The sequence below is a fragment of the Enterobacter sp. ENT03 genome (assembly GCF_019218745.1).
In the GTDB taxonomy this organism is placed as follows: domain Bacteria; phylum Pseudomonadota; class Gammaproteobacteria; order Enterobacterales; family Enterobacteriaceae; genus Enterobacter_D.
Genome location: NZ_JAHUXA010000025.1, coordinates 1 through 17,324, shown reverse-complemented (window position 1 = coordinate 17,324; position 17,324 = coordinate 1). Strand labels below are relative to the sequence as shown.

Sequence of the window (17,324 nt, the reverse complement as noted above, 5' to 3'; positions counted from 1 at the left end):
GACGATTTTTACTGTGCAGCTCCTTTTCGCTTACTGCATTTCGGACTTTTCAAAGCCATCCGCGGCAAGAAACCGATCGCGAAGCACAGAAAAACGGTACTCTTCTGGCGGGCTAAGTTTGCAATAGACAGGGTTGGTAAAGAAAACCGTTTGCTCATTTAGCCGTGCCTCAAGGCGGCAATAATTCCCCGGTTCAAGGTTGACGCTGAACGTGAAGTGGCGCCCGGTGTGTTGGTTAATACACTGGCCGTTGCGCATCAAGCGCCATGTAAGGGCGGGGTCTGTACCTTGCGCATCAAATTCAACGCTGCCGCTGACTTCACTACCCGGTAATATCACGTTTAAAGCCTGCCGTAGCGTTAACTGAATATTCACGCCATTATCAACGACGGTTTGCCCGCCTTTTAGCCCGGTAAGCAAATTGCGAATACTTAATCCCGCACAATAAATCTGGGTTATTGGCTGACCCAATGGGTAAATCCCGCCGCTATTTTCTTTATGCGCGTCACTGCCTCCCACTGCCGTTAAGCGGTGACCGTTCAGCCAGAGAAAATCGAAAAAGCGAATCGCCTTTTCATTATCAATCGGTTGATCGGCAAGATGCGGTGCGTTAATGACTTCCAGTAAATGTATCGCCCGCAGATCAAAATCATGCGCCAGCGACATCCCCGATGAGAAAGGATGATTTATCGCGATCAGTGCGCCCGATGCCGCTAAATCCCGATGCAGCGCCGTTAGCGCCTCATTTTTATTTTTCGCGTGGGTGAAGTAGTGCCCATAATCAATAAAGTGACGCAGCCCAAAAACATTGTAGTGAACGTCATTATCAAAGGTGAGTTCCGTTGCCGGAAGCACCAGCGGTGCCCCGGCCGGGAAGTGCGTCGTTACGATCGAATGATCGGTGAGCGCTAAAAAATCAAGATGCTGTTCAATTGCCCGACGGCTGATGTGCTGCAATGAAACCCGGCCATCGGAGTATTCGCTGTGCGCATGAAGATCGCCGCGATACCACCCGGAACGCGGATTCACGACGTCATTCCAGGGTTTATCCAGTACCGCCACAGCCTCCGGTTGCGCGTTTTCCTTCACCTCGCCACAGCAGTGAATGTCATACGCGATTTCTCCGCAAAGCCTGCCGGGTTTTACCACCGTAAAGGACCACTCACCCGCCATTATTTTCCCCGGCAAGGTATTGTTTGAACCGTCAGCGAATGTTTCGCGTATCTGATACTGTTTAATCCGTGTTTTCCAGGTCAGAAGCGCCCGCATACGGTGCTGCGGATCTTTCACGATCAGGAAAAAATGCTCAAAGGGACCTGCTTGCAGCGTAATATCAATACCCTTTGCATCATGCAGCGGAATAACCGTAGTGAAAACTTCATCGTCGGCCTCGCCAAATTGATGATGGATACGCATCAGGAAAGCCCCAGTTTTTCACGCACATCAACGGCGATACTGCACACATCCGGGCCATAGACGATCTGCACACCGTTGGTCCCGATACGCACAATGCCCATGGCTTTGAGATTATTCTTCCAGTGGGCATCCGGCGCCATTAACTCAGCGTTCGCCAGAATAATGCGTAACCTTGAAATGCAGTTATCCACTTCAACGATATTTTCACGTCCACCCAGAGCGGCAATAATGCCCTGCGCTAACGTCTCTGCCGCCGCGTCTTTTTTGATCTTCTCGTTATAATCCTGTTTCGTGTAAAGCCGAATTTCTTCATCATCGCTGACATCCTCCCGCCCTGGCGTTTTGATATTAAAGCGGGTGATCAGCGTCCTGAAAATAACGTATGCGGCAATAAAATAGAGCGGGAAAAGCCACAGGAAAGGCCAGATATTCAGTTTTTCAGGCCGCAGGATAAACGGGATCCAGTCTTTAATATTCCCCTGATAAATCGACACCTGGAAAAACTCCGACAGCACTTCACCGGAAGCCGCAAGAGGAGCAAACACCAGAAAGTAAAGCCACGGGGCAATAAACAGAAACGTGAACAGAATCGGTTCCGTAATACCAAATACCACCGTTGAAACCACCACGGAAATCAGCAGCGCGGCGACTTTTTTCTTATTTTCTTTACGTGTCGTATGGTACATCGCCAGCGCAATGGCGGGGTAAATCGCAAAGTTGATAATCGCGTTCCCGCCCATAAATGCCCGTACCAGCAGCTTTCCCGGTTCAGCGGAGGCAAGCTGGGCCATCTGGATCGCCGATGTGCCTGACACAATGACGCCGTCCACCACTGCGGTACCGCCAAGCTGCGTCCAGCGAATGGGTAACGACAATAACGGATGCATGCCGAACGGAATTAATACTTCATTGGTTGCCCGATAGACAAAGGTTCCCAGCAGTCCGGCAGAGTGCACAAAGCCGGCGAAATTACCGAGCATTCCGCCAATAAAAGGCCAGCAAAGAAAGAAAAAGACACCGGCAGCGCCGCCCGCCAGCAACGCCAGAATCGGCACGGTACGGGTACCGGAAAAGAAGGCCAGTGCCGCAGGTAGCTTCGTATTGTAAAAACGGGCATGAATGGCAGCGACGCTAAACCCAATGGCTAACCCGCCGAATACCCCGGTCCGGTACGTGAAGTATCCCAGTTCAGTGGTAAACAGCGCTGACGCTTTTGTCGCTTCAATGGGGGGCATGCCCTGGCTGACAAAATAAGCAATGGTGGTACTGTCTGGGCTATAGCCATGATTTTTAAGCAGGATCGAAAGGGTGGTCAGCATAGACAGATACGCCACCGCAGATGAAAAGGCGGCCCAGCCCTGCTCTTTTCTGGCCAGCGAAAACGCCACACCTGTGGCGTAAAGAATACCGAGGTTTTTAAATATGACGTCCCCAAGTCCTTTCACTACCATAAAAGCGTTGTAAAAGAGGGAATGCGAATAGCTTGCCCACTCCAGCCCTAACGATGTCGCCGTCACCTCAGAGGTGAGCGCTCCGCCAATCCCCAGTAAAAGACCGCCGATAGCGACCAGTGAAATGGGAATTAACATCGCTTTTCCATACGTCTGCAATTTTTCTTTCATATCGCCATCCTGAATATAAAAGTTATTAGTCCATTATTGCCCTGGCGCTATTTTCGCGGCGGAGGTAATGCTTCATTAAAATATCGAAAATGGTTCTGTATGGGCTTTTGTATTCCCCGTTTAAACCACATGCGCAATCCCCCAGAAAAATAAGTTTCCGGTGAGAAAAAACATTTATTTAATCGTGTTCACTGTTATGAAAATAACAATTTTAATTTTTAAAGGGAACGCAGCGCAGGAAAAAGGTACAAACAGTAACAGGTTGACTACCTGTTTCACTGAGACGGCGATAATACGGCGTGGGGTTTCACCGGGGCGGAGGGGTAAGCTGATGATGACGGTCTTTGCCCGCCGACTGACCAGGCAGATAACCTGTTTTGTGGCACGCCTTCATATGCGCCACAAAACAGGCTGGCCGGATAAGCGTCGCGCCATCCGGCAACATGACTCAGAAATCTGCAGGCGCTTTAAACGTCATACTGCTGCCGAAAACCGGGTGGGTGATGGTCAGCATTTCCGCATGCAATTGCAGGCGCGGGGCCATGGCCAGCGCCTCGGGCGTGGCATAAAACCGGTCGCCTAAAATGGGATGTCCCAGCGCCAGCATATGCACGCGCAGCTGATGGGAACGCCCGGTGATCGGTTTTAACTCCACACGCGCGCTGTTATCTGCCGCATACTCCAGCACCCGATACTCTGTCTGCGCCGGTTTGCCGGTTTCATAACACACCTTTTGCAGCGGGCGATTCGGCCAGTCGCAAATCAGCGGTAAATCCACCAGGCCCTCTTCCTGTGTCGGATGGCCCCACACGCGCGCCACATACTGTTTCTTTGGCTCACGCTCGCGGAACTGCCGCTTAAGCTCGCGCTCAGCGGCTTTGTTCAGCGCCACCACAATCACGCCGCTGGTGGCCATATCCAGACGATGCACAGACTCGGCCTGTGGATAATCGCGCTGAATGCGCGTCATCACACTGTCTTTGTGCTCGTCAAGACGACCGGGCACGGACAACAGGCCGCTCGGCTTGTTGACCACCATAATGTGCTCATCCTGATACAGAATGACCAGCCACGGCTCCTGCGGCGGATTGTAGGGTTCCATCAACATTCCAGGCTCCTACTGATGCGTCACGACGATCAGACGCAGGGCATCAAGACGCCAGCCCGCTTCGGCCAGACTCTCCATCACCTGCTGGCGATTGCTTTCAATGGCCGCCAGTTCATCATCACGGATGTTCGGGTTGACCGCTTTCAGCGCTTCCAGACGGGAGAGTTCGGCAGAGAGCTTCTCATCCGCTTCAGTACGCGCCGCCTCAATAAGCGCTTTCGCCGCTTTTTCGATCTGCGCTTCACCCTGTTGCAGAATAGCATGCACGTCCTGCTGCACCGCGTTCACCAGCTTGCTGCCGGTATGACGGTTCACCGCGCTCAGCTGACGGTTAAAGGTTTCAAACTCCACCTGTGCCGCCAGGTTGGTGCCGTTTTTATCCAGCAACATGCGCACCGGGGTGGCAGGCAGGAAGCGGTTAAGCTGCAGCTGTTTCGGTGCCTGCGCTTCCACCACGTAGATCAGCTCCAGCAGCAGCGTCCCGACCGGCAGGGCTTTGTTTTTCAACAGCGAAATGGTGCTGCTACCGGTATCGCCAGAGAGGATCAGATCCAGACCGTTGCGGATCAGCGGATGCTCCCAGGTGACAAACTGCGCGTCTTCACGGGACAGCGCCACATCACGTTCGAAGGTGATGGTGCAGCCATCTTCCGGCAGACCAGGGAAATCCGGCACCAGCATATGGTCGGACGGCGTCAGCACGATCATGTTTTCACCGCGATCGTCCTGATTGATGCCGACAATATCGAACAGATTCATGGAGAAGCTGATCAGCGCCGTATCGTCGTCCTGCTCTTCAATGCTTTCCGCCAGTGCCTGCGCTTTTTCGCCGCCGTTGGAGTGGATCTCCAGCAGACGGTCGCGCCCCTGTTCAAGCTGGGCTTTCAGGGCGTCATGCTGCTCGCGGCAGGATTTGATCAGCTCATCAAAGCCGTCGGTGTTTTCCGGCGCGGCCAGGTAGCCGATAAGATCGGTATAGACCTTGTCATAAATGGCGCGTCCGGTGGGGCAGGTGTGTTCAAAGGCGTCCAGACCTTCATGGAACCAGCGCACCAGCACGGACTGGGCGGTTTTTTCCAGGAACGGTACGTGGATCTGAATATCATGCGCCTGACCGATACGATCCAGACGACCAATACGTTGCTCGAGCAGATCCGGGTTGAACGGCAGGTCGAACATCACCAGGTTGCTGGCGAACTGGAAGTTACGGCCTTCGGAGCCGATTTCCGAGCACAGCAGCACCTGCGCGCCGCTGTCTTCTTCGCCGAACCACGCCGCCGCGCGATCGCGTTCGATGATCGACATGCCTTCGTGGAACACCGCCGCACGGATTCCTTCGCGCTCACGCAGCACCTGCTCCAGTTGCAGCGCGGTGGCGGCTTTGGCGCAAATCACCAGCACTTTCTGCGAGCGGTGGCTGGTCAGATAGCCCATCAGCCACTCAACGCGCGGATCGAAATTCCACCAGGTGCCGGAATCGCCTTCAAATTCCTGATAAATCTGCTCCGGATAGAGCATGTCACGGGCGCGCTCTTCGGCGCTTTTGCGGGCGCCCATAATGCCGGAAACTTTGATTGCCGTCTGATACTGCATCGGCAGCGGCAGCTTAATAGTGTGCAGCTCGCGTTTCGGGAAGCCTTTCACGCCGTTACGGGTATTACGGAACAGCACGCGGCTGGTGCCGTGACGGTCCATCAGCATGCTGATCAGCTCCTGACGGGCGGACTCTGCGCCGTCACGGTTGCTGTTGGCGGTTTGCAGCAGCGGTTCAATATCCTGCTCGCCAATCAGTTCGCCGAGCATGTTCAGCTCGCTGTCAGAAAGCGGTTTGCCCGCCAGCAGCATGGCGACCGCATCGGCCACCGGGCGGTAGTTATTCTGCTCTTCAACAAACTGCGCAAAGTCGTGGAAGCGGTTCGGATCCAGCAGGCGCAGACGCGCAAAGTGGCTCTCCAGGCCCAGCTGTTCAGGGGTGGCGGTGAGCAGCAGGATCCCCGGCACGCGTTCGGCCAGCTGTTCAATGGCGAGGTATTCGCGGCTTGGCGCGTCTTCGCTCCATACCAGATGGTGCGCTTCATCGACCACCATCAGATCCCACTCGCCGTCGCACAGATGCTCCAGGCGCTGTTTGCTGCGGCGCACGAAGTCCAGCGAGCAAATGACTAACTGCTCGGTTTCAAACGGGTTATCGGCGTCGTGCTGGGCTTCGGCGTAGCGCTCGTCGTCAAACAGCGCAAACCGCAGGTTGAAGCGGCGCAGCATTTCCACCAGCCACTGATGTTGCAGGGTTTCGGGTACGACGATCAGCACACGCTCAGCCGCACCGGAGAGCAGTTGCTGATGCAGGATCATGCCCGCTTCGATGGTTTTCCCCAGACCTACTTCATCTGCCAGCAGCACACGCGGCGCATGGCGACGGCCCACATCGTGGGCGATATGCAGCTGGTGCGGGATCAGGCTGGTGCGCTGACCACGCAGGCCGCTCCACGGCATCCGGTACTGTTCGCTCTGATATTTACGCGCGCGGTAGCGCAGCGCAAAGCGATCCATACGGTCGATTTGTCCGGCAAACAGACGGTCCTGCGGCTTGCTGAAAATCAGTTTGCTGTCGAGCAGCACTTCGCGAAGCATAATGTTCGTTTCGCCGGTATCCGGGCGCGTGCCAATGTAAGCAAGGAGGCCGTTTTCTGCTTTTACTTCATCAACTATGAGCTGCCAGCCTTCGTGGCTGGTCACTGTGTCACCTGGATTGAACATCACGCGGGTTACGGGGGCGTCACTACGGGCATACAGGCGGTTTTCGCCGGTGGAGGAAAAAAGCAGAGTGACGGTACGCGCATCCATGGCGACAACAGTTCCAAGTCCCAGTTCGCTTTCTGTATCGCTGATCCAGCGTTGACCAAGTGTAAAAGGCATAAGTATTCGGCTCTATATCTCTAATTGCAGGCAATAGTTTGACCACCGTCTGAAAACGACAGCTCATCAAAATTTGGGGCCAGGATTGGGAAGGGCGCTATGGTACTGGAAGGCACAGCTTTCGTCACCTTTTCGTCATTATTCAAAATAACCCCAGCTGGCCGGTAACCAGTGTAGCAAAATCATCGTGGAGGAAAGGCAAAATGCCGTCCGCCACCGGTTGTAACTGTTTGGTGAGGTAGTGATCGTAGTCCAGCGGCGACTGCTGATAAGCCACCGGTTCCGGGCCGTTGGTGGTCCAGACATACTTGATGGTGCCGCGATTCTGGTACTGCAAGGCGCGGCCTCTTTGCTGGTTTTGTTCATCCGCCAGCCGTGCGGCGCGTACATGCGGCGGCACATTGCGCTGATACTCCGCCAGCGGGCGGCGCAGGCGTTTGCGGTACACCAGCCGATCATCCAGCTCGCCGGCCATCAGCTGGGCGATGGTTTCCCGCACATAATCCTGATACGGCTCACCGCGGAAAATGCGCAGATACAGCGACTGCTGGAACTGCTGCGCCAGCGGCGTCCAGTCGGTGCGCACCGTTTCCAGGCCTTTAAATACCATGCGCTGGCTGTCGCCTTCCTGGATCAGCCCGGCATATCGTTTTTTGCTGCCGGTATCTGCCCCGCGAATGGTTGGCATCAGAAAGCGGCAAAAATGGGTTTCAAACTCCAGCTCCAGCGCGCTGGTCAGCCCGGACTGTTGCAGATGCGTCTGCCACCAGCCGTTGACGTGTGCCACCAGCGACTGACCGGTTTTCGCTGCATCTTCTTCGTTGTGCGCGCCTTTCAGCCATACAAAGGTGGAGTCGGTGTCACCATAGATCACATCAAAACCTTGCGCCTCGATTAACGCTTTGGTTTGCAACATGATCTCATGCCCGCGCATGGTGATCGACGAGGCGAGGCGTGGATCAAAGAAGCGGCAGGCGCTGGTGCCGAGCACGCCGTAAAAAGAGTTCATGATGATCTTCAGCGCCTGGGACAGCGGCTTATTGTTGAGGCGCTTGGCCTCATCACGGGCCAGCCAGATCTGCCCGATAATGTCCGGCAGACAGTGTTTATCCCGCGAAAACCAGGCTTCGAGAAAGCCCGGGGTGCTCTGCTGAGGATCCGGCTGCGCCATGCCTTCCACCAGTCCGACCGGATCGATCAGGAAGGTGCGGATAATCGCCGGATAAAGGCTTTTATAGTCCAGCACCAGCACCGAGTCATACAGGCCAGGCCGCGAATCCATCACATAACCGCCGGGGCTGGCCTGCGGCGGCACATCCCCGAGATTGGGCGCGACATAGCCCGCGCGGTGCATACGGGGAATATACAGGTGGCTGAAGGCGGCGACGGATCCGCCATGCCGGTCTGCCGGCAGGCCGTTAACCGTGGCGCGCTCCAGCAGGAACGGCATGATGGCGGTTTTATGGAAAATACGCGTCACCAGCTCGCAGTCTTTCAGGTTATAAGTGGCGAGCGCGGGCTTGTTTTCGGCAAAGCGTCGCTCGATCTCATCCATGCGATCCCACGGATTATCAATGGCTTTGCCTTCGCCCAGCAGTTCCTGCGACACCGCTTCCAGCGAAAACGACGGGAAGCTCCAGAAGGCGGATTTCAGCGCGTCGATGCCGTCAATAATCAAGCGGCCCGTGGCCTGGGCGAAGAACACGCCATTCTTAAAGCCGTGCTCGCGCCACTCCAGATCGGTGTTGCCGCGCCCAAGGCGCAGCGGAATACCGTAACGCTCGGCATGTTTTTGCAGCACGCGCAGGTCAAACTGCACCACGTTCCAGCCGATCAGCACGTCGGGATCGTGTTCAGCAAACCAGGCGTTGAGCTTTTCCAGCAGCTGCGGGCGGCTTGCGACGTACTCCAGATGAAAATCCACGCCGCTGGCGTCGCCGTTTTGCGGGCCAAGCATATAAACGGTGCGCTGGCCGCAGCCTTCAAGTCCAATGCAGTACAGCTCGCCGTGGCGGGTGGTTTCAATATCCAGCGACACCCATTTCAGCGGTGGGCGATAGTCCGGGTGCGGCTTTAAGCGCGCGTTCACCAGCGAGCCGTTGTGCGCGTCGCCATCGACCCACACCGGCGCGGTAATAAAGCGTTCCATCAGAAAACGCTCCGGCGGGCGAATATCCGCTTCAAACACCGTGACGCCGCCTTCGCGCAGCAGTTTGTCGTAGCGCATCAGCTGGCGATGGGCGCGGCAATAAAGGCCGTGAACCGGCTGGCGATGAAAGTCTTTGAGCGCCAGCGGCGTCAGGCGGTACTGGTTTTCACCGGCGAGAATGCGCTGCGCCTGCGGCACCTGTTCGGAGGGGATAAACGCCACCGACTCCTGCGGCGGCAGCACCACGTGCAGCGGCCCGTCATCCGTGGCGAGCCAGAATTCCACCTCGGTCCCTTTCGGGGTATCCCGCCAGTGCCGGGTCAGTAAAAAGCCTTCTCGCGCCTGCGCCACACCGTGCTCTCATAAAAATATACCAGGCGTAATTATAGCCTGGTTTGGTGGTGGGTGCTGGTGTTTTATACAGTGTTTTGATTATTTTTCAATTTTATAATACTCAAGTTCCAGCGTATCCGATCGTCGATTCAGACAATAGCGCTCGTAATGGCTGGAGGCGTCATTGGGGTCGTTATAAGTCCATGCACAGTTGTATTGTGTTACTTGCCCGGCCGTTAGCAGGAAATTTTGCAATTCTTTTTCAAGAGCGCCGAGATTGCCTGCTTTTTTCCATGTCATAACCAGTAGCGTTCTCTGATCGTCAATATCGTAGCTATATTCAAAGTCTACAAGGTTTAGATGAGAGTGGATCCTTTTTAACGTATCCGGTGTATAAAACCAGTAGGATAATGTATCGCTGACTTTATATTGATGATCCTTTAAAGGAACTGCGATCCATCCCGCTAAAGCAACGACCAGCAGAATGATGATAAATAAAATGATGGATAATTTCCTTTTCATTTTTTGAAGGTCACTACAGGTGAGTGCGGGTTAAGTAAAAAGAATAATGGGCGTTCAGAGGGGGACCCAGGGAAATAATCGCGGGCAGTTAAAGAAACAGATCCGTAAAGCTCATGTTTTAATGTGGAGTTGTTACCGAAGAAATTATCATAAGGTTTATGCCTGAACGTGTTGTGAAGAATACCAGTAAAGTCTTTATTTAAGGGTTTAATGTAACTTAACCATTCCGGTAGAGGGATCCTGCGAGGGTGAGCATAGTTAAAAGGGGGTGTTGTATGGAACAACAAAGGTGAAAATTGTGTATTTTTATAACGACCTACAGGATCACCCGCATCCCATATTTGCAATGCTGTTTGGTAATCGACGGGATTTGCGAGCCATAGCGGGTCGGGGCCCGTGCCAAAGACGCGATAGAATCCCACGAGATCAGAAACCAGATCCTCGGCGCTAAAACCGCTATCGGTAAACCAATTGAAGAAGAATGCATTCTGCCATGCTTCAAACCTTTTAGCGGTACCGTACATCATTGTCAGCGCAACGCGTGCTAACAAGGCTGGTGAAAGTGAAGAGCGAACCATCACTTCTGTAAAAACGCCTGTTTGAAAATCTAAGTCAATTCCAACGAGGTTTGTCCTCTTGGTCATCTCCTGATGGTAAGTCACCGGAAAGTATCGACCGTTAAACTGTTTGTAATATTTTGACCCGCGTTCCTGTTCTAATTTCCTTTTCAAGATACGAGCATCATTACCCTGTGCATGACCCAAATCTATCCAGCCCAATTTTTTCGTGTATATTAAGCCAGTATTTTTCGTCGTGGCAAATATACCATCCGTAATATCATTCCGTTTGCTCATTTAGCACCTCTCCTCAGATGCGTTTTTATAGCACTCAGAGAACGGCGCGACAAATTCTATATTTCTATTGGTAGTATCAATTAATTCATAGGGATGATGGATGATTAAAGGTGCATGTAATACATGCACCACAATGCAATTACTGCCCGTAATACGCTTTTGCGCCGTGCTTGCGCAGATAGTGTTTATCCAGCAGCGTCTGCTGCATCGCGGGCAGGTCCGGCGTCAACTGGCGGCTGAAAATGCCCATATAGGCGACTTCTTCCAGCACGATGGCGTTATGCACCGCGTCGTCGGCATTTTTTCCCCACGCAAAGGGGCCGTGGGAATGCACTAATACGCCGGGCATTTGTGCGGCATCGATCCCCTGTGAGGTGAAGGTTTCGACGATCACGTTACCCGTTTCCCACTCGTATTCACCGTTGATTTCCGCATCGGTCATTTTGCGGGTGCAAGGGATCGCGCCATAGAAATAGTCGGCGTGGGTGGTGCCCGTCGCCGGGATGGATTTTCCCGCCTGCGCCCAGATGGTGGCGTGGCGCGAATGGGTATGCACAATGCCGCCGATGGACGGAAAAGCCTGATACAGCAGGCGATGGGTCGGCGTATCGGACGAAGGCTTTTTGTTACCTTCGACCACTTCACCGGTTTCAATGCTGACCACCACCATGTCTTCGGCGGTCATCACGCTGTAATCGACACCGGACGGTTTGATGACAAACACCCCGCGCTCGCGATCCACGGCGCTGACGTTACCCCAGGTGAGCGTCACCAGATTGTGCTTTGGCAGCGCCAGGTTGGCGTCGAGTACCTGACGTTTGAGATCCTCTAACATATTTTACTCCACCATTTTCCCCTCACCCTAACCCTCTCCCGGAGGGAGAGGGGACAGATCCTGCGGGCTTGTTTTCCCCTCTCCCGGGGGGAGGGGGGACAGATCGTGCAGGCTTGTTTTTCCCCCTCTCCCTGGGGAGAGGGCCGGGGTGAGGGATAAGGATTAACGTTTCGAACCGTAATAGACCTCGTTCCAGCGCAGCGCGTCTTTGAACGCGGGCAGGCGGGTGTCGTTGTCGATGACCGTCAGTTCGATACCATGCAGTTCGCTGAACTGGCGCATATCGTTCAGATCCAGCGCATGGCTGAAGACGGTATGGTGCGCGCCGCCGGCGATGATCCAGGCTTCCGAGGCGGTTGGCAGATCCGGCTGGGCTTTCCACAGGGCGTTAGCGACCGGCAGCTTCGGCAGCGCGTGCGGGGCCGCGACAGAATCGACGCAGTTCACCAGCAGACGGAAACGATCCCCCAGATCGATCAGGCTGGCGTTGATCGCCGGACCCGTTTTGGTGGAGAAGATCAGACGCGCCGGATCGGCTTTGCCACCGATACCCAGATACTGCACGTCGAGGATCGGTTTTTCGTCCTGCGCGATGGTCGGGCACACTTCCAGCATGTGCGAGCCGAGCACCAGATCGTTGCCGTTCTCAAAGTGGTAGGTGTAATCCTCCATAAAGGAGGTGCCGCCCGGCAGACCGGTCGCCATCACCTTCATGATGCGCAGCAGTGCGGCGGTCTTCCAGTCGCCTTCACCGGCAAAGCCGTAGCCCTGCTGCATCAGACGCTGCACCGCCAGGCCTGGCAGCTGTTTTAAACCGTGCAGATCTTCAAAGGTGGTAGTGAAAGCGTGGAATCCGCCCTGTTCGAGGAAGCGTTTCATGCCCAGTTCGATGCGTGCGGCGTCGATAACGTTCTGGCGTTTATCGCCGTTGATCTGCGCCGCCGGGGTCAGGCGGTAGCTGCTTTCATATTCGTCCACCAGCGCGTTGACATCGCCATCGCTGATGCTGTTTACCACCTGCACCAGATCGCCCACCGCCCAGGTATTCACCGAGAAGCCGAATTTGATTTGCGCGGCGACTTTATCCCCGTCGGTCACTGCCACTTCACGCATGTTGTCGCCAAAACGGCACACTTTCAGATGACGGGTATCCTGTTTTGATACCGCGTGACGCATCCACGCGCCGATGCGCTGCTGGGCCTTTTGATCCTGCCAGTGGCCGGTCACCACGCTGTGCTGTTGACGCATACGCGCGCCGATAAAGCCAAACTCACGGCCACCGTGCGCGGTCTGGTTGAGGTTCATAAAGTCCATATCAATGCTGTCCCACGGCAGGCCCGCATTGAACTGGGTATGGAACTGCAACAGCGGTTTATTGAGGATGGTCAGGCCGTTGATCCACATTTTGGCCGGGGAGAAGGTGTGCAGCCACACCACCAGACCCGCGCACTTGTCGTCATAGTTGGCGTCGCGGCAAATCGCGGTGATCTCATCCGGCGTGGTGCCAAGCGGTTTCAGCACCATTTTGCACGGCAGTTTCGCCTCTTTATTGAGGGCGTTCACCACCTGTTCCGCATGGGTAGTGACCTGGCGCAGCGCTTCCGGGCCATACAGATGTTGGCTGCCAATCACAAACCACACTTCATAGTTATCGAATACGGTCATTTATCGTGTCCTTAATGAGTCAGCGCTGCCTGCGATGCGGGGGCAGCTGAAGGGAGATAGTGTTGTTCGGCGCTGACCGCCCAACGTTGATAGCGGCGATAGAGCTGTTCAAAACGTTGCGCCTGGCGCGGATCCGGTTGCAGGGTATTTTCGATGCGGCTGGCCATCGACTGCTGGGCGGTCGGAATATCCGGGTGATCGCCCGCTGCCACGGCGGCAAAAATAGCCGCCCCAAGGGCGCAGCACTGATCGGAGGCGACAATCTGCAACGGACGGTTTAACACGTCGCAGCAGGCCTGCATGATGACGCGGTTTTTACGGGCGATGCCGCCCAGCGCCATCACGTTGTTCACCGCGATGCCCTGTTCGGTAAAGCACTCCATAATGGCGCGCGCGCCAAAGGCGGTGGCAGCCACCAGCCCGCCGAACAGCAGCGGAGCGTCGGTGGCAAGATTCAGATCGGTGATCACGCCTTTCAGACGTTGGTTCGCATCCGGCGTGCGGCGGCCGTTAAACCAGTCGAGAATGACCGGCAGATGATCCAGCGACGGGTTATCCGCCCATGCCTGGGTGAGCGCTGGTAACAGCTGTTTCTGGCTGGCGCGGATCTGCGTTTTCAGCTCGGGATGTTGCAGCGCCAGCTGCTCCAGCGGCCAGCCGAGAATGCGGCCAAACCAGGCGTAAATATCGCCAAAGGCGGATTGCCCGGCTTCAAGGCCGATAAAGTCCGGCACCACGCTGCCGTCAACCTGACCGCAGATGCCTTTCACCGCGCGTTCACCGACGCTGGGTTTATCGGCGATCAGGATGTCGCAGGTAGAGGTGCCGATCACTTTCACCAGCGTATTTGGCTGTGCGCCCGCGCCCACCGCGCCCATATGGCAGTCGAACGCGCCGCCGGCGATCACCACGCTTTGCGGCAGACCAAGACGCTGCGCCCACTCGGCGCTGAGCGTGCCCACCGGAATATCGGCGGTATAGGTATCGGTAAACATCGGGTAGCTGAGGTGTTTGTTGATCAGCGGATCAAGCTCATCAAAGAAGCTGGCAGGGGGTAAGCCGCCCCAGCTTTCATGCCACAGGGATTTATGACCAGCGCTGCAACGCCCACGGCGGATCGCCTGCGGGCGGGTGGTGTCGGAGAGCAGGGCGGGGATCCAGTCGCACAGCTCGATCCACGAGGCGGCGGCCTGCGCCACCGCAGCATCGGCGCGGGTCACATGCAGGATCTTCGCCCAGAACCATTCGCTGGAGTAAATACCGCCGATATAGCGGGAGTAATCCACTTTTCCGGCGGTATGGCACAGGCGGGTAATGGCTTCGGCTTCTTCGACGGCGGTGTGATCTTTCCACAGCACGAACATGGCGTTCGGGTTATCGGCGAACTCCGGGCGCAGGGCCAGCACACGGCCTTCGGCATCAATCGGCGCGGGGGTGGAGCCGGTACTGTCCACGCCAATACCGCTGACCTGCGCGCGCTGTTCTGCGCTCAGTGCCGCCAGCACGCTTTTCAGCGCGGCTTCCATCGACTCGATATAGTCGCGCGGGTGGTGGCGAAACTGATTGTGGGGGGCGTCGCAGTAACGTCCTTCCTGCCAGCGCGGATACCATTCGACGCTGGTGGCGATCTCTTCGCCGCTGACGCTGTCCACGGCCAGGGCGCGTACTGAATCGCTGCCAAAATCGAGGCCAATTGCAATTGCCATCGTGTAACTCCATCAAGAATGAGCGTATGGAGAAACATTAGTGACAGACGCCGGAAAGGGTCAGGCAGGATCCGCTAATCTTATGGATAAAAATGCTATGGCATGGCAAAGTGTGACGCTGTGCAAATAATCAATGTGGACATTCCACCTGGCTTTATAGACACTTTTGTTAAGCCTTTTTTGCCGTTGTGTAGAAACAAAACCGCGCAAAGTGCTTTTATCTGGCGGGGTTGGTGAGCGCTGATTTACCGGTGGAAGGATCCGCTGGCGGATTTGATGATACAAATCACAATATGGACAATTGGTTTCCTCTAATGACACCCGGAGTATTGCCATTATGGCTGAACCGCAAAACGATCCGCTGCTGCCTGGCTACTCTTTCAACGCGCATCTGGTGGCGGGATTAACGCCGATTGAGGCCGAGGGTTACCTGGATTTTTTCGTTGATCGGCCGCTGGGCATGAAGGGCTATATCCTCAATCTGACGGTGCGCGGCGAGGGGATCATCGACAACAACGGTAAACAGTTTGTCTGCCGTCCCGGCGACATTCTGCTGTTCCCGCCCGGCGAAGTGCACCATTACGGACGGCATCCCGAGGCGCGGGAGTGGTATCACCAGTGGGTCTATTTCCGTCCGCGCGCCTACTGGCATGAGTGGCTGGCGTGGCCGACGATTTTCGGCCAGACCGGGATTTTTCGCCCCGACGAAGCGCACCAGGCGGCGTTCAGCGAGCTGTTCGACCAGATTATCCATGCCGGGCAGAGCGCCGGGCGCTACGCCGAGCTGCTGGCGATCAACCTGTTAGAGCAGGTGCTGCTGCGTCGTATGGAAGCCATCAATGAGTCCCTGCATCCACCGCTGGATAACCGCGTGCGCGATGCCTGCCAGTACATCAGCGATCATCTGGCCGACAGCCACTTTGACATCGCCAGCGTCGCCCAGCATGTTTGTTTGTCACCGTCGCGGTTATCGCACCTGTTCCGCCAGCAGCTCGGTGTCAGTGTGCTGAGCTGGCGCGAGGATCAGCGCATCAGCCAGGCCAAGCTGTTGCTCAGCACCACGCGGATGCCGATTGCCAGCGTCGGGCGCAACGTCGGCTTTGAAGATCAGCTCTATTTTTCCCGCGTGTTTAAAAAATGCACCGGGGCCAGCCCAAGCGAATTTCGTGCCGGATGTGAATGAAACGTAAATGAAACGAAAATGAAACGAAAAGACATGTCCGATAGTCTGACTTAACCAGTAAACTATTCACTACGTCATTCTATCGGGCAGGTTATGCAGGCATTTCTGGAACATTTTATTACGCAGTCGGCGGCGTATTCCCTCATCGCTATTGCGCTGGTGGCCTTCTTTGAGTCGCTGGCATTAGTCGGGCTGATTTTACCCGGCACGGTGATGATGGCGGGGCTTGGGGCGCTGATTGGCAGCGGCGAGGTCAATTTTTGGCATGCGTGGCTGGCAGGTATTGTCGGCTGTTTACTGGGTGACTGGATCTCCTTCTGGCTCGGCTGGCGCTTCAAAAAGCCGCTGCACCGCTGGTCCTTTTTAAAGAAAAACAAAGCGCTGCTGGATAAAACCGAGCATGCGCTGCATCAGCACAGCATGTTTACCATTCTCGTCGGGCGCTTTGTCGGGCCGACCCGTCCGCTGGTGCCGATGGTGGCAGGGATGCTGGATCTGCCGGTGGTGAAATTTATCCTGCCCAATATTATCGGCTGCCTGCTCTGGCCGCCGTTCTACTTTTTACCGGGTATTCTGGCTGGCGCGGCGATTGATATTCCCGCCGACGAACAGAGCGGCGGCTTTAAATGGTTGCTGTTGCTGGCTGCGGTGTTGTTGTGGCTGGCGGCATGGATGTGCTGGCGGCTGTGGCGCAGTGCAAAAACCAGTCCTGACAAGCTGACGCGTTTTCTGCCGCGCGCCCGTCTGCTGTGGGTGGCCCCGCTGCTGCTGGGCGTGGCGGTAGTGGCGACCGTGGTGGTGATCCGCCACCCGCTGATGCCGGTGTATGTGGAGATCCTTGGGAAGGTAGTGAGCGGTCACTGACGGGGTGATGCCGGGTGGCGCTGACGCTTACCCGGCCTTGTATTATGCTTCCCGTGCACAAAGAACCGGCCGGTTCTTTCTGCCATGCAGTCCACATGCCGTACCCGGCCTCAGGCTTGCAGCCTGTGACGTAGATTTATGCAGTGGACTG

The 17,324-nt window shown here is 55.7% G+C and carries 12 protein-coding genes; 2 read left to right on the top strand and 10 right to left on the bottom strand.

What is annotated here, in order from left to right; translation table 11 throughout:
• Window positions 1-30: 30 nt before the first annotated feature.
• The 10 genes from KW828_RS20115 to araB form a co-directional block, all read right to left on the bottom strand.
• A complete protein-coding gene (locus KW828_RS20115; RefSeq protein ID WP_218338029.1) occupies window positions 31-1,416 on the bottom strand; it encodes a CehA/McbA family metallohydrolase in 1,386 nt (461 codons plus the stop codon).
• Window positions 1,416-3,038 carry a PTS transporter subunit EIIC gene (locus tag KW828_RS20110; RefSeq protein WP_218338028.1) on the bottom strand — a complete coding sequence of 541 codons (1,623 nt, stop codon included), beginning with the start codon at window positions 3,036-3,038 and terminating at the stop codon, window positions 1,416-1,418. Before KW828_RS20110 ends, KW828_RS20115 begins: the two co-directional genes overlap by 1 nt.
• 448 nt (window positions 3,039-3,486) lie before the next feature.
• The gene (gene rluA, locus KW828_RS20105; protein ID WP_218338027.1) at window positions 3,487-4,146 is read right to left on the bottom strand and encodes a bifunctional tRNA pseudouridine(32) synthase/23S rRNA pseudouridine(746) synthase RluA; all 660 of its coding nucleotides are present in this window, start codon (window positions 4,144-4,146) and stop codon (window positions 3,487-3,489) included.
• A 9-nt stretch (window positions 4,147-4,155) separates the two neighbouring features.
• On the bottom strand, window positions 4,156-7,062 hold the full coding sequence (gene rapA / locus KW828_RS20100) for an RNA polymerase-associated protein RapA (RefSeq protein WP_218338026.1): 2,907 nt from the start codon (window positions 7,060-7,062) through the stop codon (window positions 4,156-4,158).
• Window positions 7,063-7,204: 142 nt separating this feature from the next.
• On the bottom strand, window positions 7,205-9,562 hold the full coding sequence (gene polB, locus KW828_RS20095; protein WP_218338025.1) for a DNA polymerase II: 2,358 nt from the start codon (window positions 9,560-9,562) through the stop codon (window positions 7,205-7,207).
• Between the two features lie 81 nt (window positions 9,563-9,643).
• Window positions 9,644-10,066: a hypothetical protein gene (locus KW828_RS20090; protein WP_218338024.1), complete on the bottom strand. Its 423-nt coding sequence runs from the start codon at window positions 10,064-10,066 to the stop codon at window positions 9,644-9,646.
• Window positions 10,063-10,920, bottom strand: a complete 858-nt coding sequence (locus tag KW828_RS20085; protein WP_218338023.1) for a hypothetical protein — start codon at window positions 10,918-10,920, stop codon at window positions 10,063-10,065. The genes KW828_RS20090 and KW828_RS20085 overlap by 4 nt, the downstream gene beginning before the upstream one ends.
• Window positions 10,921-11,059: 139 nt before the next feature.
• Window positions 11,060-11,755, bottom strand: coding sequence for an L-ribulose-5-phosphate 4-epimerase (gene araD, locus KW828_RS20080; protein ID WP_129363492.1), 696 nt, complete (start codon window positions 11,753-11,755; stop codon window positions 11,060-11,062).
• Window positions 11,756-11,917: 162 nt separating this feature from the next.
• Window positions 11,918-13,420 (bottom strand): L-arabinose isomerase, encoded by a 1,503-nt coding sequence (gene araA, locus KW828_RS20075; RefSeq protein WP_218338022.1) that lies wholly within the window; start codon window positions 13,418-13,420, stop codon window positions 11,918-11,920.
• 11 nt (window positions 13,421-13,431) lie between these two features.
• Window positions 13,432-15,126, bottom strand: coding sequence for a ribulokinase (gene araB, locus KW828_RS20070; RefSeq protein WP_218338021.1), 1,695 nt, complete (start codon window positions 15,124-15,126; stop codon window positions 13,432-13,434).
• Window positions 15,127-15,463: 337 nt separating this feature from the next.
• On the opposite strand from araB, the gene araC reads away from it, so the two are divergent.
• Both araC and KW828_RS20060 read left to right on the top strand, forming a co-directional pair.
• Window positions 15,464-16,309: an arabinose operon transcriptional regulator AraC gene (araC, locus tag KW828_RS20065; RefSeq protein WP_218338020.1), complete on the top strand. Its 846-nt coding sequence runs from the start codon at window positions 15,464-15,466 to the stop codon at window positions 16,307-16,309.
• Window positions 16,310-16,402: 93 nt separating this feature from the next.
• The gene (locus KW828_RS20060) at window positions 16,403-17,173 is read left to right on the top strand and encodes a DedA family protein (protein WP_218338019.1); all 771 of its coding nucleotides are present in this window, start codon (window positions 16,403-16,405) and stop codon (window positions 17,171-17,173) included.
• The last annotated feature ends 151 nt before the right edge of the window (window positions 17,174-17,324 follow it).